The 20,744-nt window shown below is 39.0% G+C and carries 18 protein-coding genes, 1 tRNA gene and 1 riboswitch; of the genes, 8 read left to right on the top strand and 11 right to left on the bottom strand.

Annotated elements, in window-relative coordinates:
- Window positions 1-26 precede the first annotated feature (26 nt).
- Both I2E21_RS00455 and I2E21_RS00450 read left to right on the top strand, forming a co-directional pair.
- Window positions 27-102 (top strand) — tRNA-Ala (locus I2E21_RS00455).
- A gap of 158 nt (window positions 103-260) precedes the next feature.
- Window positions 261-1,889: a PASTA domain-containing protein gene (locus tag I2E21_RS00450; protein WP_195410055.1), complete on the top strand. Its 1,629-nt coding sequence runs from the start codon at window positions 261-263 to the stop codon at window positions 1,887-1,889.
- Between the two features lie 128 nt (window positions 1,890-2,017).
- On the opposite strand, the gene I2E21_RS00445 is transcribed toward I2E21_RS00450, so the two are convergent.
- Window positions 2,018-2,686, bottom strand: a complete 669-nt coding sequence (locus tag I2E21_RS00445) for a helix-turn-helix transcriptional regulator (RefSeq protein ID WP_195410054.1) — start codon at window positions 2,684-2,686, stop codon at window positions 2,018-2,020.
- A gap of 72 nt (window positions 2,687-2,758) precedes the next feature.
- On the opposite strand from I2E21_RS00445, the gene I2E21_RS00440 reads away from it, so the two are divergent.
- The 5 genes from I2E21_RS00440 to I2E21_RS00420 all read left to right on the top strand — a co-directional run bounded on the left by I2E21_RS00440 (window position 2,759) and on the right by I2E21_RS00420 (window position 6,971).
- Complete coding sequence (locus I2E21_RS00440) at window positions 2,759-3,388, top strand: histidine phosphatase family protein (protein WP_186934633.1); 630 nt, start codon at window positions 2,759-2,761, stop codon at window positions 3,386-3,388.
- 137 nt (window positions 3,389-3,525) lie between these two features.
- Window positions 3,526-4,596, top strand: a complete 1,071-nt coding sequence (gene leuB / locus I2E21_RS00435; protein ID WP_186934634.1) for a 3-isopropylmalate dehydrogenase — start codon at window positions 3,526-3,528, stop codon at window positions 4,594-4,596.
- 24 nt (window positions 4,597-4,620) lie between these two features.
- Window positions 4,621-5,340, top strand: a complete 720-nt coding sequence (locus tag I2E21_RS00430) for a CpsB/CapC family capsule biosynthesis tyrosine phosphatase (RefSeq protein WP_186934635.1) — start codon at window positions 4,621-4,623, stop codon at window positions 5,338-5,340.
- 99 nt (window positions 5,341-5,439) lie between these two features.
- A complete protein-coding gene (locus I2E21_RS00425) occupies window positions 5,440-6,402 on the top strand; it encodes an alpha/beta hydrolase (RefSeq protein ID WP_195410053.1) in 963 nt (320 codons plus the stop codon).
- Between the two features lie 44 nt (window positions 6,403-6,446).
- The gene (locus tag I2E21_RS00420) at window positions 6,447-6,971 is read left to right on the top strand and encodes a methylated-DNA--[protein]-cysteine S-methyltransferase (RefSeq protein WP_195410052.1); all 525 of its coding nucleotides are present in this window, start codon (window positions 6,447-6,449) and stop codon (window positions 6,969-6,971) included.
- 279 nt (window positions 6,972-7,250) lie between these two features.
- Here the strand turns inward: I2E21_RS00420 and groL are convergent, their stop codons facing one another.
- The 6 genes from groL to I2E21_RS00385 all read right to left on the bottom strand — a co-directional run bounded on the left by groL (window position 7,251) and on the right by I2E21_RS00385 (window position 14,170).
- The gene (groL, locus tag I2E21_RS00415) at window positions 7,251-8,879 is read right to left on the bottom strand and encodes a chaperonin GroEL (RefSeq protein ID WP_195410051.1); all 1,629 of its coding nucleotides are present in this window, start codon (window positions 8,877-8,879) and stop codon (window positions 7,251-7,253) included.
- A gap of 36 nt (window positions 8,880-8,915) precedes the next feature.
- Window positions 8,916-9,200: a co-chaperone GroES gene (locus I2E21_RS00410; RefSeq protein ID WP_022235482.1), complete on the bottom strand. Its 285-nt coding sequence runs from the start codon at window positions 9,198-9,200 to the stop codon at window positions 8,916-8,918.
- A gap of 190 nt (window positions 9,201-9,390) precedes the next feature.
- Window positions 9,391-10,545 carry an Mbeg1-like protein gene (locus I2E21_RS00405; RefSeq protein ID WP_186934639.1) on the bottom strand — a complete coding sequence of 385 codons (1,155 nt, stop codon included), beginning with the start codon at window positions 10,543-10,545 and terminating at the stop codon, window positions 9,391-9,393.
- A 465-nt stretch (window positions 10,546-11,010) separates the two neighbouring features.
- Window positions 11,011-12,195: a methionine adenosyltransferase gene (metK, locus tag I2E21_RS00395; protein ID WP_195410050.1), complete on the bottom strand. Its 1,185-nt coding sequence runs from the start codon at window positions 12,193-12,195 to the stop codon at window positions 11,011-11,013.
- A 53-nt stretch (window positions 12,196-12,248) separates the two neighbouring features.
- A riboswitch (SAM riboswitch) is annotated at window positions 12,249-12,345 on the bottom strand.
- Between the two features lie 98 nt (window positions 12,346-12,443).
- A complete protein-coding gene (gene nrdD / locus I2E21_RS00390) occupies window positions 12,444-12,743 on the bottom strand; it encodes an anaerobic ribonucleoside-triphosphate reductase (RefSeq protein ID WP_022235485.1) in 300 nt (99 codons plus the stop codon).
- Between the two features lie 368 nt (window positions 12,744-13,111).
- Entirely contained in the window at window positions 13,112-14,170 is a 1,059-nt protein-coding gene (locus I2E21_RS00385) for a glycoside hydrolase family 25 protein (RefSeq protein WP_195410049.1), read from the bottom strand.
- Window positions 14,171-14,356: 186 nt separating this feature from the next.
- On the opposite strand from I2E21_RS00385, the gene I2E21_RS00380 reads away from it, so the two are divergent.
- Window positions 14,357-14,887: a nitroreductase family protein gene (locus tag I2E21_RS00380; RefSeq protein WP_022235487.1), complete on the top strand. Its 531-nt coding sequence runs from the start codon at window positions 14,357-14,359 to the stop codon at window positions 14,885-14,887.
- Window positions 14,888-14,963: 76 nt separating this feature from the next.
- Here the strand turns inward: I2E21_RS00380 and I2E21_RS00375 are convergent, their stop codons facing one another.
- The 4 genes from I2E21_RS00375 to ybaK all read right to left on the bottom strand — a co-directional run bounded on the left by I2E21_RS00375 (window position 14,964) and on the right by ybaK (window position 20,610).
- A complete protein-coding gene (locus I2E21_RS00375; protein ID WP_022235488.1) occupies window positions 14,964-15,275 on the bottom strand; it encodes a YbjQ family protein in 312 nt (103 codons plus the stop codon).
- A 15-nt stretch (window positions 15,276-15,290) separates the two neighbouring features.
- On the bottom strand, window positions 15,291-19,334 hold the full coding sequence (locus I2E21_RS00370) for an efflux RND transporter permease subunit (protein WP_195410048.1): 4,044 nt from the start codon (window positions 19,332-19,334) through the stop codon (window positions 15,291-15,293).
- Between the two features lie 75 nt (window positions 19,335-19,409).
- Entirely contained in the window at window positions 19,410-20,021 is a 612-nt protein-coding gene (locus I2E21_RS00365) for a TetR family transcriptional regulator (RefSeq protein WP_022235490.1), read from the bottom strand.
- 112 nt (window positions 20,022-20,133) lie between these two features.
- The gene (ybaK, locus tag I2E21_RS00360; RefSeq protein WP_195410047.1) at window positions 20,134-20,610 is read right to left on the bottom strand and encodes a Cys-tRNA(Pro) deacylase; all 477 of its coding nucleotides are present in this window, start codon (window positions 20,608-20,610) and stop codon (window positions 20,134-20,136) included.
- Window positions 20,611-20,744 lie beyond the last annotated feature (134 nt).

Below are 20,744 nucleotides of genomic sequence, written 5' to 3'. Positions count from 1 at the left end.
ATGCGGTAATTTTTAAACACCAATATGGGGGTATAGCTCAGTTGGGAGAGTGTCTGACTGGCAGTCAGAAGGTCATGGGTTCAAGCCCCATTATCTCCACCACTTAGTTTTATAAAGAGATGTCATTGTTATATAAACGGTTGTAATAACAAAATTGTAATTATAATGACACTCATTAGTCTTGAAAAGAATTATAACCTTATGATATAATATATTAGTATCATTTCGTTTTGTGTTATTCTATTTGGAGTTGAATTTTTATGTCATTATGTATGGGTTGTATGCAGGAACTTAACGGTAGTGTAATCTGCCCGAACTGCCATTTTGATAATTCAGAAGTTCAGTCGGCACCTTTTCTGCCTTTCGGCACAGAGCTTGCAGGCAGATATGTAACAGGTACCGGACTTGAAACTAACGGTGAATCAACACGCTATATTGCTTTTGACAAGCAGACGGGCGATGTTGTAATTGTATCTGAATTTTTACCGATCGGTCTTTTTTCAAGAGATGAAGGACAGACTGAATTAAAAGTTAATTACGATGACAGACTTGCTTTTAATAAACTTAGAGATGAGTTTATTTCATATTTTCGTATTATTTCAGAATTAAAAGATCTTTCGGCACTTACAAATATTGTTGATGTTTTTGAAGAAAACAATACAGCATATGCTATTGAAGAAAAAGAGGACCTTATTCCTTTTGAAGAATATATTGAGCGCAGCAATGGTCATCTTGACTGGGATATTGCAAGACCGCTCTTTATGCCCGTAATTTCGGCACTTGAGGCTCTTCATAAGCGTGGTGTCGGTCATTATGCGGTAGCGCCTAAAAATCTGTTTATTACTGCTTCGGGTAAAATCAGAATGGCAGGCTATGCTACGGAAAATGAGCGTAAGCGTGGTACAGCGCTTAAATCTCAATTGTTTTCAGGCGCAGCAGCACCCGAACAGTATGAAGATAATTTTCCGCTTGATGATATTACGGATATTTACGGACTTTGTTCTACACTTTTCTATGCACTTACAGGTCATCTTCCAAAGAGTGCAGTTGAGCGTTTAAAAGACAGCAGACTTCTTATGAGCACATCTACTGTAAAGAGTTTGCCTCCTCATGTTGTATCTGCACTTGCAAACGGTTTACAGGTTCAGCGTGAGAACAGAATTACAGATTTTGACGAGCTTCGTTCTCAACTTTCCGTTGCACATACCGCAAAGGCTATTCAGGACGAAATTTCGAGAACAGCAAGTATGAATATTACAAAGGAGCAGTCACGCCGTAATAACGGTATGTCGCATGCTTCCATTGTTACTATTTCTGTTGCAATTACAGTTCTTGTACTTGGTGTTGCCGGTGTATTTTGGCTTATGCAGAATCCGCTTGCAGGATTATTCTCGGGTAATACTGATGCCACTGCAGCGTCTACATCAAGCACGGAATGGACAGGTCCTGTTGTTCCTAACTATGTCGGAATGAAGTACGAAGATGTTGTAAAGGCTGCGGCTTCCGATGACAGCGTTGTGGTTTACAGAGATTACAATGATGCTTACAGCGATAAATATGCCGACGGTGTTGTAATGGAACAGTATCCTCCGGCAGGTTCTAAAGTAGAGCAGGAAGACGGTATTACAGTTTCTGTAACAGTCAGTCTTGGTGCTCAGATGCGTGAACTTCCTGCAATTCAGGGTAATAAAATTGATGAGGCTGCGCAGTCGCTTGCAGATGCGGGACTTCTTGCTACAGCTGAATATCAGTACAGTGATACAGTAGCGGAAAACAGAGTTATCGGCTACAAAAATCATGTTGCAGGCGATACTCTTGAAAGCGGTTCTAACATTATAATTATTGTAAGTAAGGGCAGACAGCAGACTACAACTCAAGCAACTTCCTGATATTAAAGCTAAAAATAATGGCTGAATCAATTGTATATTGACTCAGCCATTTTGATTTAAGAATTTAAAATTTATATTACAAATCAATTTGCAAAACCATAATTATCCGACTTTTTACAAAGAACCGTTTATTTAAACTTGCTTTTTACGCTTTTTTCCGCATTCCTTACCAATGTAAAAAGTGAAGCAGTACCTTTTTCAAAATATCTTGAAAGCAAATCGGGTGAAAGAGCAATTGATGTATTTTCGGTCTTACTTTCGATTATAGCGTCAATCATAGCAAGGTCGAGCGTCATAGCTGCGCTGCAAAGACTTCTGTACTTGCTTTTGTTCAGCGTAAATAAATCCTGCGGGTTGCTTTCTTCACACGAATATACCGAACGAAATGCCTGATACTGGGCATTCATAAGATAGTTGCTTACAGCGTTTGTCAGCTTTTTGTTTCCGAGTTTATCGAGTATATCGAAAGTAACGGCGCTTGTATTCATTACAACTTTTTTGTTAATCATAGCGACCATATTGCTGCCCGGCTCAGCTGTCGGAATCTCCGCATCGGGTATATTGACAGGCTGTGCCTGCTGACCGTTTCTGTTCGGTGTTCTGCCAAGCAAATAATCACAAGACACATCGTAATATTCGGCGGTTTTTACGAGAAAATCAAGTCCGCATTCTCTTATTCCTTTTTCGTAATGAGAGAGCAGCGCCTGGGAAATACCCAAGTCCGCCGCTACCTGCTTTTGGCTTAATCTGCGTTCTCTTCGCAGCATTGAAATTATCATAGGAAAATCACTGTTCATTGAAAGCACCTCTTTTATACGAACAGTATAATATATTAATTACAATTTGTAAATACCATAGGAGTTACAATTATGAAATCTTATATTATTCACTTTCTTCGCCACGGAAGTATAGACGAAACTTTATCGGGCAAGTACATAGGCACTACTGATGTTCCGCTTTCGGATAAAGGAAAAACAGAACTTAGAAAACTTGATTACGAATATCGTTATCCGGGTGCACAGGCAGTGTTTACAAGTCCGTTAAAGCGTTGTACACAGACTTGCAAAATTCTTTATCCGGAGCAAAATCCGCTTGTCATCGCCAATCTTTCGGAATGTAATTTTGGCGAATGGGAGGGAAAAACCGCAAATGATTTAAACGAAGATGAAGATTTCCAAAAATGGCTTGCGGGTGACCCCTCGGTAAAACCCCCGAGAGGTGAGAGCAATGCCGATTTCACACGCAGAATCTGCAAAATGTTTGAAAGCATTGTTGAGGGACTTATCAAAACAGGCACAACAGAAAGCGTTATTGTCACACACGGCGGCGTTATAATGACTTTGCTTGCAGTGTACGGAATGCCACAGGCAAAGCCTTTTGAATGGGTTATGGACAACGGTTTCGGCTACTCCGTAAGAATTACACCACAGCTTTGGCAGAGAGATAAGATTATGGAGGTATTCTCGGTAATTCCCGAAAAAAAGGATATTGAAGATTAATTTTTAAAATAGTACGAATTGTAGCGCAGTTTACAATCTTTTGCGAAAGATTGTGCAATAATGTAATATAAAGGTGTAATAAAATCATTTATTTATGCCTATACTGACAAATATATTAACTCAAAGGAGATATTAATATGGCAGACTACAAAATCGTTTTGTTAAAAGGTGACGGTATCGGTCCTGAAATCGTAAACCAGGCTGTTAAGGTACTCGACAAAGCAAGCGAAAAGTTTAATTTTACAGTAGAATATGACGAGGCACTCCTCGGCGGTTGTGCTATTGACGCAACAGGAGTTCCGCTCCCTGATGAAACAGTTGCTAAATGTAAGGCAGCAGACAGTGTGCTTTTAGGCGCAGTAGGCGGTCCTAAGTGGGATAATCAGCCGGGTAATAATCGTCCCGAAGCAGGTCTTCTCGGCATCAGAGGAGCACTCGGACTTTTTGCAAACCTTCGTCCTGCTGTTATTTTTGAACCTCTTAAGAAAGCATCTCCGATTAAAGATGAAATCATCGGCGGTTCACTCGATATTATGATCGTTCGTGAACTCACCGGCGGTATTTACTTTGGTAAGAGAGGCAGAACAGAAGTTGACGGTCAGCCTGCCGCATGGGATACAGAACAGTATTCCGTACCGGAAGTAGAGAGAATTGCAAGAGTAGCTTTTGACCTTGCTATGAAGAGAAATAAAAAGCTCACAAGCGTTGATAAGGCAAATGTACTTGAGTCATCAAGACTTTGGAGAGAAACAGTAACAAGAATTTCTAAGGAATATCCCGAAGTTGAGCTTAACTATATGTATGTTGACAACTGTGCTATGCAGCTTGTAAGAAACCCGGGTCAGTTTGATGTTATTGTTACTTCAAATATCTTTGGCGATATTCTTTCTGATGAGGCGTCAATGATCAGCGGTTCAATCGGTATGCTCGCATCTGCAAGCCTTTCAGAGAGCAAGAGTGGTCTTTACGAGCCAATCCACGGTTCAGCTCCTGACATTGCAGGTCTTGGTATCGCAAACCCGCTTGCAACAATTCTTTCTGTTGCAATGATGCTCCGTTATTCACTTGATCAGCCAAAGGCAGCAGACGCTATTGAGGCAGCAGTTACCAAAGTTCTTGAGAATAACCGTACACCGGATATTTACGAAGAGGGTACAAACAAGGTTACTTGTGAGCAGATGGGCGACCTCGTATGTGAGGCACTTTAATATCTAACAGAATGGAGGAGTAAAATGCAGTTGTACGATATGCACTCGCATATACTTCCTGGAATTGATGACGGAGCGCCAAGCGTAGAAAAAAGCCTTGTTATATTAAATGAACTAAAAAAACAAGGCGTAACAAATGTTTGTCTTACTCCTCATTTTTATACAAATGAAATCAGTGCAGAGGATTTTGCCGCACAAAGACAGCATGCGATTGATAAACTTATGCCGCATATTCCTGACGGTATGAAAGTTGTTGTTGGTGCGGAAGTTTATGTCACTCGATATATGTTTAACGGAGATGACTTTTCCTGCGCTTGTTACGGCAACTCCAATTACATACTTACCGAGTTTGCTTACACATCGCAGTTTTCAAGTCACACTATGGAGTATTTTGTAAAACTTACAGAGAATTACAATATGATTCCTGTTCTTACTCATGTTGAAAGATACCCTGCTTTAATCAACGATCCGTCTATTATCGGTGAGCTTAAGGATATGGGTGTAATTATCCAGACCAACACCAATTCTTATACCAAAAAAGCGTCGTTTTTCTCAAAACTTAAGCTTATAAAGCTTATAAAAGGCGGATATATTGATGTTATCGGCAGTGATGCACATTCATTGACCCATAATGACCCACGCACATTTACAGAGGCTTTGGACTTTATTTCTGCAAAATGCGGACAAAGCACAGTAAGAAAAATGATGAGCAACGCGGAAGAAATCTTCAACAGCGCACTTTGATAACAATAAAGGATGTACTTTTTCGGTACATCCTTTTAATTTTATACTAAAATCTTTCAGGTACGGATATACTATTAAGAGCAGTAAAAACCTTGCCTTATGAAATGGGGAATAGCCGTGCTTGAGATTTTAGTGGGAATATTGTTGTTTGTTGTACTTCTCGTGGTTTGCAGTGTGCTTGTGTCTGAATATCTGTTTAAAATGATTATTTACAGGCAAAAAAAGAGCAGTTGTCAAAAGGACATTGATGCCGTAGCAAGCTGGTACAGGCATTATCCGATTGCAAAAACAGGCAGATTATGGCTTGAAAATATTCCATATATTAATGTTTATATAAAGTCTTTTGACGGATTACGATTATACGGCGCTTTGCTTGAAAACGAAAAATTTTCCGATAAAATTATTATTTGTGTTCACGGCTTTACAGGCAGCGGTAAAAAGGATTTCGCAAGCCTTGCCCGTACTTATTATTTAAACGGGTATAATGTACTTCTTGTGGATAACAGGGCACACGGGCAAAGTGAGGGCAAATATGTAGGCTTTGGAGTGCTTGACAGATTAGATCTGCGCAATTGGGTGAAATATACTGTAAATCGTTTCGGCAGTAATATAAAAATATTTTTGCACGGTATATCTATGGGCGGAGCAACTGTACTTATGGCAAGCAGTATTATGCCAAAAAATGTGCGTGGCATTATTGCAGACTGCGGATTTACAAGCGTAGACGAAATTTTTGAGTATGTACTGAAAAGAGATTATCATCTTCCGAGATTCCCTATCATTTATCTTACAAATATTATGTCAAAAATTCGTGCCGGATACGGATATAAAGATGTTAATACCGCTGCGGAAATTGCAAAATCGGATATTCCTGTTTTATTTATCCACGGAGAAAATGACGAATTTGTACCGCTTTGGATGACTATGAAAAATTATTCTTACTGCAAAGCATATAAAGAGCTTTATATAGTGAAAGATTCCGAACATGCCGAGTCGCATTACATTGATAAAAAAGCCTATGAAAGCCGTATGCTTGCATTTGTTGATAAGTTAAGTAAATAAGCCGATAAGCAGGATAAAACTGTTTATCGGCACAGGAGAATATTATGCACTACATAAATCATTATAATTCACCGCTTGGAAAAATTACTTTTGCAAGCAACGGAAAAGAACTTACGGGATTATGGTTTGATGGGCAAAAATATTTTGCCTCTACGCTTACTAAAGAATATGAGCAAAAAAATCTGCCTGTTTTTGAACAGACAGCAAAATGGCTTGATATTTATTTTAGCGGAAAAAATCCCGATTTTACGCCGCCTTTGTTTTTATCGTCAACTTCGTTTCGTAATGAAGTTTGGAAAATACTTTTGACTATACCGTACGGTAAAATAATGACATACGGTGAGATAGCTAAACTTATGGCTGAAAACAGGGGAGTAGAGAAGATGTCTGCACAGTCTGTGGGTGGCGCAGTGGGACATAATCCTATTTCAATCATTGTTCCGTGCCACAGGGTAGTAGGTACGGACGGAAGTTTGACAGGCTATGCGGGTGGTGTTGATATTAAAGAAAAACTTTTAAAATTTGAAAATGTCGATATGTCTAAGTTGTTTATGCCTAAAAGTAAATAGTTTGAAAAATTTAAGCTACAAAACTTTTTAATAAACTTTTGCCATTGTGTTCAAGCAGCAAAACAGGAAAATATTTGTGGGCTTTGCCCACACCCTCAATCTTTGAAAAGTTCGACCAAACTTTTATAATTGCTTGACTTATGTGTTTCGCTAAACCGTATTTATTCTAATTTTTATAAAGAACCGTTTAAGTATGTTTAATTATAAACATAAAAAATCTGCCATACCAAATCAGGTATGGCAGATGAATTTTTAAGGGATTTTATAAGGAGCTTTAAATTAGTACATACCGCCCATATCAGGAGCAGCAGGAGCAGCAGGAGCTGCAGGCTCTTTAATATCTGCAACGAGTGACTCTGTTGTGAGTACCATTGCAGCAACAGAAGATGCGTTCTGGAGAGCAGAACGAGTAACCTTTGTCGGGTCAACGATACCTGCCTCAATCATATCTGTGTATTCCTCTGTAAGAGCGTTAAAGCCGTAACCAACCTTGTTAGCTTTCTTGATGTTTTCGCAGATTACGCTGCCCTCAAGACCTGCATTTGCGGCAATCTGACGGAGCGGCTCTTCAAGAGCTTTAAGAACAATCTTAGCGCCTGTCTTAGCATCGCCCTCAAGTGTATCAACAAAAGCGGAAACAGCAGGAATAGCGTTCATACAAGCGATACCGCCGCCTGCTACGATACCCTCTTCAACAGCAGCCTTAGTAGCGGCAAGAGCATCTTCAATTCTGAGTTTCTTTTCTTTCATTTCAATTTCGGTAGCAGCACCGACTTTGATTACTGCAACGCCGCCTGCGAGTTTAGCAAGACGTTCCTGAAGTTTTTCACGGTCAAAATCAGATGTTGTTGTTTCAATCTGCTGACGAATCTGTGCAACTCTGCCCTTAATAGCGTCCTTGTCGCCTGCACCGTCAACAATGATTGTGTTCTCTTTCTCAACCTTTACCTGACGAGCAGTACCAAGCTGATCCATTGTTGTATCTTTAAGCTCAAGACCTAAGTCTGATGTAATTACTGTACCGCCTGTAAGTGTTGCGATATCCTGTAACATTTCTTTTCTTCTGTCGCCAAAGCCCGGTGCCTTAACAGCAACACAAGTAAATGTACCTCTTAACTTGTTGAGTACGAGAGTTGTAAGAGCTTCGCCCTCTACATCTTCGGCAATGATAAGGAGTTTTCTGCCTGACTGAACAATCTGCTCAAGAATCGGGAGAATTTCCTGTGTATTTGAAATTTTCTTATCTGTAATAAGAATGTATGGGTTGTCAAGTTCTGCAACCATCTTGTCTGTATCTGTTACCATATAAGGAGCAATGTAACCACGGTCAAACATCATACCTTCTACAACTTCGCTGTAAGTTTCGGCTGTCTTTGACTCTTCAACTGTGATAACACCGTCTGTTGTAACCTTTTCCATAGCCTCGGCAATGAGCTTACCGATGAACTCATCCTGTGAAGAAACTGTAGCAACTCTTGCAATATCGTCAGAACCCGAAACCTGCTTGCTGTTGTCAGAAACAGCCTTTACCGCAACATTGATAGCGTCTGCAATACCTTTCTTAAGAACCATTGGGTTTGCGCCTGCTGTTACATTCTTCATACCCTCTCTGATAAGAGCCTGAGCAAGAAGTGTAGCTGTTGTTGTACCGTCACCTGCAACATCGTTTGTTTTGATTGAAACTTCCTTAACAAGCTGTGCGCCCATATTCTCGAATGGGTCGTCAAGCTCAATTTCCTTAGCAATTGTTACACCGTCGTTTGTGATGAGCGGAGCGCCGTACTTTTTGTCAAGTACAACATTTCTGCCCTTAGGACCGAGTGTGATTTTAACTGTATCAGCAAGCTGGTCAATACCTCTCATAAGAGATTTTCTTGCTTCTTCACCATAAGCAATTTGTTTAGCCATAATTAATTACCTCCAAAATATATCAAATAAAAATAATTATTCTACTGTTGCAAGAATATCTGACTGACGAACGATTGTGTACTCTTCACCGTCAATCTTAACTTCTGTGCCTGCATACTTGCTTGCGATTACTTTGTCGCCGACATTTACATACATCTTAACTTCGTTGCCGTCTACAACACCGCCGGGGCCTACTGCAACTACTCTTGCAAACTGTGGCTTTTCCTGTGCGGCAGATGAAAGAATGATACCGCTCTTTGTTTTTTCTTCGGCTTCTTCAACCTGTAATACTACTCTGTCAAGTAATGGTTTAATACTCATAATATAAATCCTCCTAAAAAGTTTATGTGTTATTTCGGTTAGCACTCTGTATCTTTGAGTGCTAATTATATTTTATACCATTTTTTAGAAATGTCAAGAGAAATTTGACTAAATTTGACCTTTAATTTATAAACAATTAAATTTATTTGTACAGCACTGTATTATAATTCGTATATAGAACTAAAATAACTTAAACAAGCCCTTTTTTCTTTAGTTTACCTTTAGGTTCGGGTTTATTTATTTCATAGCCGTTTTTAATGGAAAGTTTTGCAAGCAATGCAATTCCGTCCGTAAGAGCCTTTTTAGATTCATTGTCTATCTTATTAAATGCTTTAATCATAGTCGGTATATTTTTTATGCCTGCCTTTCGTATGTCGTCAAAGGTGATTTTACCGCCTTCTGCCATAATTTGAAATACAGAGTCTATGATTTGTTTTTTCTGTTCGGTTGTAAGTCCGTCAATAAGCTCTTTCATATTTTTTTCGGCAAATTTAATACTCTTGGTATCTTCATCAAGGTGTACAAAGTGTGTGCCTACTACATTCCAACTGAAAGCATCGTGCTGCCAGAAAGAATGACTTGCGCTTTTTACTATTATATAATCTTCATCATGCTCAAGTAACATACCCACAAATGATGACTGCGGAACAAAGGTAGTGATTCTGTCGGCAATTTCTTTGTGCTGCTCACTTTCTATGAATTCCTTTGAAAAACCCGGACCGTCGTTGTTATATACAGCTATTATTCTGTCTTTGATTTCAGGAAAAGTATTTACAGCGGAATAGATTGCGAGATTTCCGCCTTTGGAGTGACCTCCGAGGTATATTTCGCTGTTTGGATATTTGTTTGCAACCATACTCAGATATGCCGCTGCGTTAAGCTGTGAGGGAATATTGTCGGTTATGGCAATCATACAATCTTCTTTCCAACCGTTGAGCGTATTGTCTGTGCCACGGTAAGCGATAAATAATTTATCTGTATCAAAATGAAAAGTGCAAGCGCCGAATTGCATTGGATTATCTTCGCAGTCATATGCCGCAAAATCCGATACATATATATTTTTTAACCTGTTGCTTTTAGCTGATTCGGATAATAACTTGGTTATTTCCTTGCCGACTGTGTTGTAAAAATCTTTAAATACATAGTAATCTTTAAAAACAACATCACGCTTTTCTTTAAAATAAAGTTTATTTATGTCGGAAAGCGGAAGCTGTGATTTTTCTGTATATCCCGAAAAATCAAGATAAACAAGCTCTGAAAATATAAGAGCGTCAACTTCGTTTAAAGGTGAAATATCAAAACCTAAATCGCCACGCCATTTTAAATAGTTTATAAGATTATTCATAACCCACCTCGCAATATATTAATAATTAAATTTTATAAAATTTGCACTTAAAAAGCAATATAATTCACATAAAATTCAGAAAGCCCACTGCAAAATATGCAATGGGCAATTTTAAGTTTATTTTTGCTGTGCTCGTCTTAAAATGTCAGGTAAAGAATTGAATATTACCTGTATATTTAATATTACTTTATCTTCACCGAATTTTTTTGTTTTTAAAACCGTTCACAAGCATACCTGCCGCAGTCTCGGCAAAGAGGTCGCAGATAAATATTTTAAAATCATCTGCAACGGATATATTGTTTTGAATTTCGCAATTGTTTACAACTTTCTTTTATAATCTAAATAATTATAAAAGTTTGGTCAACCTTTTATAATTTTTTGACTTAAGGATAGAACCGACAAATTATAAAAAACCGCTCTCCTAAGAATTTTTTAGAAGAGCGGTTTGTGTATTTGTTTTAATAATTATTCGTTAATAGCTTTAACGAGAGCCTGTACTTTGTCTGTCTTTTCCCAAGCAACGCCGAGTTCTTCTCTGCCCATATGACCGTAAGCGGCAAGCGGACGATACTTTGTTTCTTTAAGCTTTAACTGCTCAATAATAGAATTCGGACGGCAGTCAAATACCTTTTCCACAGCGTCTGAAAGCTGTTCATTGGTGTAGCTTGATGAACCGAAAGCGTCAACCATAATAGAAACAGGCTTTGCAACGCCGATTGCATATGCAAGCTGAACCTCGCACTTATCGGCAAGACCTGCGGCAACAATATTCTTTGCGATGTATCTTGCGTAGTAAGCGGCACTTCTGTCAACCTTTGTCGGGTCTTTACCGCTGAATGCACCGCCGCCGTGACGAGAAAATCCGCCGTAGGTATCAACTATAATCTTTCTGCCTGTAAGACCTGAATCGCCTACAGGGCCGCCGATTACAAATCTGCCTGTCGGGTTGATGAAATATTTTGTGTTTTCGTCTAAAAGCTCGGCAGGAATGATTGGCTTTACTACATATTCAACCATATCTTTTCTGATCTGCTCCAGTGTAACCTTTTCATCGTGCTGTGTAGATACAACAACGGTGTCTACCCTTACAGGTGTGTCACCCTCATACTCAACGGTAACCTGTGTTTTACCGTCAGGACGAAGGTAGGAGAGAGTGCCGTCTTTTCTTACTGCTGTAAGCTGCTTTGCAAGCTTATGTGCAAGTGAAATAGCAAGCGGCATAAGCTCTTTGGTTTCGTTGCAGGCATAACCGAACATCATACCCTGGTCGCCGGCACCAATCTGATTGTTGGCGTCATTTTCGCCGTCTTTAAGCTCGTAGCTTTCGTTTACGCCCATTGCAATATCAGGGCTCTGCTGGTCAATAGAAGTGAGTACAGCGCAAGTATTGCCGTTAAAACCGCAGTCCTGATTATCGTAGCCAATGTCGTTTATTACATCTCTTGCGATACTTGCAATGTCAACATAGCAGTCTGTAGAAATTTCGCCCATAACATGAACTACACCTGTTGTAGCGGTTACCTCGCAGGCAACATGAGCGTTTTTATCCTGTTCGAGAATAGCGTCAAGAACAGCGTCGGAAATCTGGTCGCAAACTTTGTCGGGATGTCCCTCTGTTACTGACTCAGAAGTGAAAAAATGTTTTGCCATTATAATTCTCCTTTGCAAAAAATAAGCACCTTTCAGCCGAAAGGTGCTATTAAGACTCATCTTTCGGTAAATACCGCAGGATTTGGCACCTTGCAAATGCAGGTTGCCGGACTTCACAGGGCCTGTTCCCTCAGTCGCTCTTGATAAGATAAATATTAACTTATTGTTTTAATTATATACCGTTATATCGACAAAAGTCAACAAGAAATAACAGGTATATTATAAAATCGGATAATCAAACAAAAAAATTATGCGATTTCATCAACGGAACAACATTCTGTACAAGGTACGCTGTGTTTTACTCTGTCCTCAACCTCGGCACGCTTTGCATTGTTAAAGCGGTCTACCGTACCTACAAGATAGCCTGTGATTCTGCGGATTCTTTCAAACGGAACAGAATCGTAATCGTATTTAACATCAACATAGTCGCCGTCAACTGTGAGTTCAACATTCTTGATATATTTATCCGGATTTGCCTCTCTAAGCTGTGTTGTGTATGCCTCAATTTCCTTTTTGCTGAGCTTTCCGCCCTTTACATTTACTGTCATAATAAATCCTTCCCTTTCGTAATTTCATAATCCTCTTTAATGTATAATGTAACTTTTAATTCTTTAAAAGCATATATCTTGTAGAGTAAATCTATTATAGCACAACATCTTGTTGTATGCAATATTAAAATAGGAATTATTCGCACAAATAAAAGTAAGTATTTTTGTTTATTTTTACAGTTGACAAATATATAAAAGCAAAGAGGACAAATGTTTTGCCCTCAAATAACAATTTTTATGAGTTTAATTTCCCGATTTGTAATTGTATATGAATATTTTAGGTATATGAATATTTTAGGTATATGAATATTTTAGCACAAAATTTTTTATTTCAAGCAAATAAGGCGATGCTTCCACCGCCTTATATATTATTCGAGCACCAATAAAACTCTGTCTATGTTGTTACCAAAAAGTCCTGCGTAGCCGTCCTGACCGTTTGAAGTTTGGTCGTCGTGCTGCCAGTCAAAATACTCTTTGCTTATTGCCGAAACTTTATATTTTGCAACAAGATATTTGTTAAGACTTTCGGCAATACTCTGCGGTGTGGTGTAATACACTCTGATTGCGTCAATTTTACTGCCGTTGCCCGCATAACCGTTTTCTAAATCGTCAATGTCATATCCGCTGACTTTCGGCAGCCACCCGCTTTTAGTGTGAACCTGATACCACACCTTGCCTTCACTTACTTTTATTGCAATATCCGTAATTGCTTTGCCTTTTAAACCTGCGTAATCTTCAAGATTTTTTACTTCGGGCAGCCAAACACCGTCACAGCGCACTCTGTAGAAAATATCCGGTTTGGTTATTTTTCCTTTGCCTTTATCGTCTTCTTTTTTGCTGTTGAAAACGCTTTCGTTAAATATGATGTTCGTATCAATATTTTTGCCGTAACCGCTTACCCTGCCTGTTGAACTGTTCTGCCATATATCACAGTTTAATTCATTTACGGAGTTATATTGCGCAAGCCAGATACTGTACTTTTTCTTTAATTTAGCGTAATCGAGATAATTATTAAACCAATTCAGATTAGCATATACACCTGCTCTGTAGTTACTTTTCTTAATCGTTTCGCAAAAGCGTTCCGCAATTTCTGTAAGTTTTGCTTTGCCGAGTTTAGTTTGTGAATTATCTTCCAAATCATAATAAATCGGCATATCAAGAGATTTGTTATTAATGCATTCAAGGCAAGCCTTTGCCTCTTTTTCTGCATCGCCGACGCTGTCTGCGTAACTGTACCAGTACACACCAATCATCATATTTTCGCTTTTTGCGTTTTTGTAATGACTTTCAAACATACTGTCTTTCTGACTTGATTCTCTGCCGTAGCCTGCTCTTATAATGACAGCTTTTATACCGTCGTTTTTCATTTTGTTAAAATTAATGCCTTGCTGAAATTCTGAAATATCAACACAGCTTACTTTTGCCATAAAATCATCCTTTCAAATAGATAAAGTTTACTTTAGTATAATATTAAAAATAATACCAAAAGTTAAACTTTTCATTTACAGTGCTTAAAGTGCAAAAATTGCAGAAATTAGGCTAATTTTATTGTAAAAAATTTTATTTTGTGCTAATATTACCTTATAAAATAAAATGAAATCGGAGGTATTATGATGGAATTATCAAAAGTAACGGAAACTCGCAGAAGCGTAAGAGAATACATAAATAAACCTGTTGAAACAGAAAAGTTAAGAGAGATGATTGCGGCGGCTCAACTTGCACCGTCATGGAAAAACTCGCAGGTATCACGCTACTATGTGGTAACAGGCGAAAAACTTGCAGATGTTAAGAATGCATTGTCGCCTTACAATCAGAAAAATGTTGCAGACGCTCCCGCACTTATTGTTACCGCAATTGTGCTTAATCGTTCCGGATACGAAAAGGACGGTACACAGACAAACGAACTAGGCAACGGTTGGGGATTTTACGACTGCGGTTTGCAGAGTATGAATCTTTTGCTTAAGGCAACAGAACTTGGACTTTCAACTCTTGTAATGGGTATAAGAGATAACGAAAAAATCAAGGAAGTTTTGAATATTCCCGAAACCGAGGCGGTAGTAAGCGTAATCGGAGTAGGCTACAGCAATGCAGAGCCTGCAATGCCAAAGCGTAAGGCTATTGAGGATATTGCAAAGTTCTTTTAATTTAATATAGCAAAGCGTAAAGTAAAAACCTGTACAGCAGTTGCCGTACAGGTTTTTTTGTTAAGGTTTTACAGTTTTAAATAAATTTAACTGCTGTGCCGTAAGCAAGCACTTCGGCAGCCTGCTGCATAACAGAAGCTGATGTGTAACGAACGCATACAATAGCGTCCGCCCCCATTCTTGCAGCCATATCAATCATACGCTGAGTGGCAATATCTCTCGCCTTGTTCATCATTTCAGTGTATGATTTAAGCTCGCCGCCAACCATAGTCTTAAAGCTCTGTCCCATATCGCTGAACATATGCTTCGACTGAATTGTGTTGCCTTGCACAAGACCGAGTGTGGCAAGGTTTCTGCCTGAAATTGTTTCTGTAGTAGTAAGTATCATAATTTTTCTCCTCAATTAAATATCTATTTCCTCAAGGTCGCTTTCGCTAACTTTGCGAAGTTCTTTTTTGCTTAAAATATCGTAAATTACAGGAACAATATAAAGAGTCATAATTGTTGCGTAAAGCAAACCGCCGATACATACAATAGCGATAGGCTGCATAATCTCTGAACCTGTGCCTATACCGAGCGCCATTGTTGAAAGTCCGAGAACGGTTGTGATTGCCGTAATAAGGATAGGCCTCATTCTTGTTTTGCCTGCCTCTACAATTGCCTCTCGTCTTTCTTTGCCCTCAAGTCTTAGGTTGTTGATGTAGTCAACAAGTACAATACCGTTGTTTACGATAATACCGCAGAGCATTACAAAACCGAGCAATGCCACAACGCTGACATCAAAACCTGTAATAAGCAATCCGAGAAATCCTCCCGTAAATGCAAGAGGAATTGTAAACATAATGATAAACGGTGACTTAAGGCTCTGGAATTGAGCAACCATAATAAGGTAAATAAGAATTACGCCCAAAAGCATCATAAGCAGCATTTGATTTACAGCCTCCATGGTGCTCTCGTTTGAACCCGAGTATTCAATACTGCAGCCGTCAGGAAGTTTATAATCATCAAATAAAGCTTTTGCCTTGTTTGAAACATCGGTGTTTGTATAACCGTCTTTTAAAGTACCGCTGACTGTAATATAACGCTTTTGGTCACTTCTTGTGATTGAATTCATTGATTCGGAATCTGAAATCTCGGCAACTTCGGAGAGTTTTGTGGTCTTTTCGTTGCCTTCTTTGTCTGTATAAGTGAGTTTAATATCCTTGATATTGTTCTTTGTAACATCGCTGTTTTCGTCTTTGATTACAACCACATCAAGGTCTTTGCCGCTGTTTGTAAGGGTAGAAGATGTAGTTTCCGAGGTGATTGCGGCGGCAATCTGCTGATATACCTGTGCAACCGTAAGTGACTTTTTGGCAGCCTTTGTTTTATCGACAGTTACCTTGATTTCGCCCGAAGTAGCGCCGATACCGTTATCGGTTTCGTCAATACCGTCAACCGCAGCAAGTTTTTCCGCCATATCTTTTGCGGTATTCTGCAAAGTTTTGAGGTCGTCACCGTAAAGCTTGATTGATACACCGTCATCACCGAGCATAGCTGACATTGAGCTTGAAGAAGAACTGCCGCTTACAACCACATCTCCGTCAATACTTTGAAGTTCTGCTTCAATTTCTTTGCTGATACTTTCGCTGTTCTTTACTTTGTCGCCTTTGAATACTGCATATGCCATAACAGAACCTTTGTCTGCATCGGAAGAAGATACAGAGCCTGTAAGACCCATAAGGCTTGTTGTTGAACCTGTCATAACACCAACAGTTTCAAATTCGTCATACTCGGAAAGAGTGTCGAGTAGGTTTTGTGCGGCATCAATGGTATCATCCATAGTAGCCGAGTCGTCAAGGCTGACTGTTACGGAAAGCTCCGTGCTTGCCATATTCGGCATAAAACTGAAGCCTCTTGCCACAGCACCGAACATACTGCCAAAGAGAAGTACAACTGCAGCGATAAGTGCGATTGCTCTGTGCTTTAATACAAAACGAATAGATTTTTCGTAGCCGCCGAGCATTTTATCAAACATTCCGTGCTTAACAGGTTTAACCTTTCTTAGCATACGCTGACCCATAGCAGGCACAAGCGTAAGGGCAACAATAAGGCTTGCAAGCAGGGAATAGGTGATAGTAAGCGCCATATCCATAAATATCTGACGGGTAAGACCCTCTATGAATACGATAGGGAAGAATACGCAAATTGTTGTAAGTGTAGACGATGCAATTGCGCCCGCAACCTGTTTAGCACCGTTTAAAGCGGCTTTTACAGGCGGCACACCCAAATTGCGCAGTCGGTAAATATTTTCGATAACTACAACCGAGTTGTCGACAAGCATACCTACGCCGATTGCAAGTCCCGACAGCGAAATCATATTGAGAGTAACACCGCTGAAATACATCAGCACAAGTGCAAAAATAACGCTGATAGGAATTGAAAGCGCAACAATGAGGGTTGGTTTAATATCTCTTAAGAAAAGGTAGAGAATTATAATTGCAAGTACAGCACCCATAAGAAGATTCTGTAAAACGCTGTTTATAATAATATCTATGTAGTCGCCCTGGTCCATAAGGGTGGTAAAGTGCAGACCTTCGTTTTCCTGTGTAAGAGAGTTGAGCTTTTTGGCTATATTTTCGGAAACAGTAGCGGTTGCGGCATCACTCTGCTTTGAAAAACTGAATACAACGCCGGAGTTTCCGTTAATCTTTGTGAATACCTCGTCCGAATCGTCAGCTATAAATACATCTGCAACATCGCTTAGTTTTACAACGCCGATACCGTCAATTCCCGTGTCAAAAAGAGCAAGCGACTGCATTTCTTTATCGCCGTCTATTTTGTCGCCGACACGCACAAGATATTTAATATTTTCGTCATCACTTACATATCCTGCCGGCATTGAGAAATTTTGTGCCGTAAGAATATTTGAAACATTGCTTATTGTAACAGTGTTTGTCATATCGGCGGCTTTTTTGGCTTTATCTTTTTGGTCGGAGAGTTCATCACTTGCGGATTTTAATTCTTCTTGAGCGGAATTAAGCTGGGTTAATGCACTGTTTACTTCACTTTGCTTTGTGTTTAGCGCAGAAAGTCCGCCCGAAAGCTGATATGCCGCAAGAGATTGCTGTTTTTCTATCTCTGAAAGTGCCTGATTTACAGATACGGTATTGTTGTCAAGACCTTTTACAGCGGCTGCAATTTGTGTAATACCGCCGTCTACTTGAGATATTTTATCCGCAATTTCCGCTATTGTATCATCAAGTTTTTCCTCTGTGGTGTCAAGTCCTTTTAATGCCTCAACTGTTTGAGTTATTGCTTTATCTACATTTGTAAGAGCATTTTTTGCATTATTAAGTCTTTCTTCAAGCTCTTCTTTCGGAAAACCGTATTTATCAAGTTCTTCATCTATTTTAGCAAGGATTGCTCTTACCTGTGCAAGCTGCTCGTCTGTAAGATCGGGGTTTGCAAGTTTGCTAAGCGCATCTTTGTAGTCGTTGTATATTTTTTCAAAAGTTTCTATCTGTTGTGTAAGCTGTACTTTTTCGTCCTGCAAACTGTCAAGTTTTTCTTTTATCTGTGTTAATGTTTGGTAGGCGATTGTCAAAGTTTGCTTGGTTGCAGTAAGCGACTGCTGTTGGTCAAGCAACTGCATTTTTGCATTCAAAATTTCAGTGTAACCGCTTTGTGCCTTACCTTGGGCGTCAGCAAGCTGTTTTGCAACTTCTTCCTGTTGAGAATTTAAGTCATTTATTGACTGCTCAATGGTATCACTGCCTTGCTCCGCTTTAGAAATATTGTCCTGCAATTCTTTCTTTGCATCGGAAATTTTCTTTTCCGCATCGCCGAATTTGTCATTGAGAGCGTCATTGATTTTTGCGTTGAGAGCGTCAATCTTGGTTTGAGAAATAATAACATTTTCCTTTTGAGTTACAATACCTTTTGTAGATACAGAGGCTACACCGTCAATTCCCTCAAGCTGATTTTTCAGTTCGTTGTTTACATAGTCGGAAATTTGCACTGTATCGTAACCGTCGTAATCAACCGCAACCATAGCTACAGGCATCATATTAGGGTTAATTTTCATAAGGTACGGACTGCCTACACCGTCAGGCCATGCATCTTTGATAGTGTCAAGATTGCCTCTCATATCAACGGTAGCGGTGTCCATATTTGTACCGTCCTCAAACTCAAGTGTCAATATTGAATAGTTGTCAGATGAGGTGGAGGTGATGGTTTTTACGCCGTCAATGGTTGAGAGTGACTGTTCAAGAGGTTTTGTTACCACCGATTCAACTGTTTCCGGAGTTTGTCCCGGATAGGTTGTAAGGATTATTGCATACGGAAAATCCATATTAGGCAGTAAGTCAGGCGTCATTTTAAATACCGACACTATACCCAATACAATTACCACAATAACCGCCACAAAAATTGTCATCGGCTTTTTTACACTTAGTTTTGGCAGCATATCATTCCTCTTTCATTGATTATTTCGATTATTTCCATAAAATTACTGTTTAATAAATTTATTTATTACCTAATATCACTTGACTGCGCCTTGTTTAATTATGTCGATTTTTTTGATAAGGCGTTCACGCACTTCTTCACGGTCACTGCCTGCGACAAAAACATCGAAAATTGCATTTTTAAGCACTTGTGTAAGAATTTCTATGAGGCATTTAACGCTTTCGTTATCCTGAAATTTCAGATTTTGTCTGTCCACCATAGTGTAAATCTCGTTGTTGGTGAGTGCCATATTAAAGCGATTTTTCAGATATTCGCTCACAAGGTCATCGTTTGCTTTAAAGCTGTCAACAATATTTCTCATAATTTTCATTGTTTGCTTTTGACTGCTGTAATCGCCAAAATAATCAAACATTTTAATGTACATAACAAAAAGGTCGCCGCATGAAAGTTTTAAAATTTCTTTGGCTTTGTTGCTTGATTCTTCAAACATAGTTTTAGTGATAATTTCTATCAAATCTACCTTGTCGTCAAAATACTGATAAAAACTGCCTCGGGAAATTTCAGCGGTCTTTATAATTCTGTTTATAGAAACCTTTTCGTTAGGCCGTTCCATAAACTCTTTTATGACAGCGTCGGTAATACGCTTTCTTTTTTCGTACGGAAGATTGTAAAATGTTTTTTTAATCATACCTATTACCTCCTGATGTGACAGGTTATCATATTTGCTATAATTTTAGCATTATATAAATCCTTAGTCAATAAAGGTAACACAAATGTTATGTGAAGTTTTTGTGTACAAACTACTTAATAATGTCAGCACATTTTCCTTTTGTGAATTCAATTAAAGTTTGAGGGTCAAGGTCAATCTGATAACCGATTTTTCCCGCACTTACAATAATGTTCGGATTGTTAAGGCAGCTTTCGTGGAAAACGGTAGGGTATTGCTTTTTCATTCCGATAGGTGAGCAGCCTCCTCGAATGTAGCCTGTTACTTTTAAAATATCTTTTACATGAATCATCTCAACGGATTTTTCGCCAACTGATTTTGCGGCTTTTTTAAGGTCGAGTTCCGCCGCAACGGGAACAACAAATACAAAGTAGCTGCCGCTTACGCCTTTTGTGACAAGCGTTTTGAATACACATTCGGGATTTTGCCCCAAAAGTTTGGCAACGCTTATGCCGTCAACAGCGTCTTTTCCGTGCGGATATTCGTGTGCTGTATAATCTATTTTTGCTTTTTCGAGAATACGCATTACATTAGTTTTAAATTCTGACATAACAGCCTCCAAATTACAAATATATAATAATGATTATAATGTTTAATAATATACACATATAATTTTATTGTGGAAATTTGTGTATGTCAAGTATTGTTATAAATTAGACATAAAACTGTGTTTTTGCTCAAAAT

Source organism: Ruminococcus sp. BSD2780120874_150323_B10, from assembly GCF_015553695.1.
GTDB lineage: Bacteria > Bacillota > Clostridia > Oscillospirales > Acutalibacteraceae > Ruminococcoides > Ruminococcoides intestinale_A.
This window is presented reverse-complemented; position numbering and strand designations above follow the sequence as displayed.

Excerpts from the sequence above, each read along its gene's own strand:
- I2E21_RS00450 (WP_195410055.1), top strand. The coding sequence starts at position 261 with ATGTCATTATGTATGGGTTGTATGCAGGAACTTAACGGTAGTGTAATC.
- I2E21_RS00445 (WP_195410054.1), bottom strand. The coding sequence starts at position 2,686 with ATGAACAGTGATTTTCCTATGATAATTTCAATGCTGCGAAGAGAACGC.
- I2E21_RS00440 (WP_186934633.1), top strand. The coding sequence starts at position 2,759 with ATGAAATCTTATATTATTCACTTTCTTCGCCACGGAAGTATAGACGAA.
- leuB (WP_186934634.1), top strand. The coding sequence starts at position 3,526 with ATGGCAGACTACAAAATCGTTTTGTTAAAAGGTGACGGTATCGGTCCT.
- I2E21_RS00430 (WP_186934635.1), top strand. The coding sequence starts at position 4,621 with ATGCAGTTGTACGATATGCACTCGCATATACTTCCTGGAATTGATGAC.
- I2E21_RS00425 (WP_195410053.1), top strand. The coding sequence starts at position 5,440 with ATGAAATGGGGAATAGCCGTGCTTGAGATTTTAGTGGGAATATTGTTG.
- I2E21_RS00420 (WP_195410052.1), top strand. The coding sequence starts at position 6,447 with ATGCACTACATAAATCATTATAATTCACCGCTTGGAAAAATTACTTTT.
- groL (WP_195410051.1), bottom strand. The coding sequence starts at position 8,879 with ATGGCTAAACAAATTGCTTATGGTGAAGAAGCAAGAAAATCTCTTATG.
- I2E21_RS00410 (WP_022235482.1), bottom strand. The coding sequence starts at position 9,200 with ATGAGTATTAAACCATTACTTGACAGAGTAGTATTACAGGTTGAAGAA.
- I2E21_RS00405 (WP_186934639.1), bottom strand. The coding sequence starts at position 10,545 with ATGAATAATCTTATAAACTATTTAAAATGGCGTGGCGATTTAGGTTTT.
- metK (WP_195410050.1), bottom strand. The coding sequence starts at position 12,195 with ATGGCAAAACATTTTTTCACTTCTGAGTCAGTAACAGAGGGACATCCC.
- nrdD (WP_022235485.1), bottom strand. The coding sequence starts at position 12,743 with ATGACAGTAAATGTAAAGGGCGGAAAGCTCAGCAAAAAGGAAATTGAG.
- I2E21_RS00385 (WP_195410049.1), bottom strand. The coding sequence starts at position 14,170 with ATGGCAAAAGTAAGCTGTGTTGATATTTCAGAATTTCAGCAAGGCATT.
- I2E21_RS00380 (WP_022235487.1), top strand. The coding sequence starts at position 14,357 with ATGGAATTATCAAAAGTAACGGAAACTCGCAGAAGCGTAAGAGAATAC.
- I2E21_RS00375 (WP_022235488.1), bottom strand. The coding sequence starts at position 15,275 with ATGATACTTACTACTACAGAAACAATTTCAGGCAGAAACCTTGCCACA.
- I2E21_RS00370 (WP_195410048.1), bottom strand. The coding sequence starts at position 19,334 with ATGCTGCCAAAACTAAGTGTAAAAAAGCCGATGACAATTTTTGTGGCG.
- I2E21_RS00365 (WP_022235490.1), bottom strand. The coding sequence starts at position 20,021 with ATGATTAAAAAAACATTTTACAATCTTCCGTACGAAAAAAGAAAGCGT.
- ybaK (WP_195410047.1), bottom strand. The coding sequence starts at position 20,610 with ATGTCAGAATTTAAAACTAATGTAATGCGTATTCTCGAAAAAGCAAAA.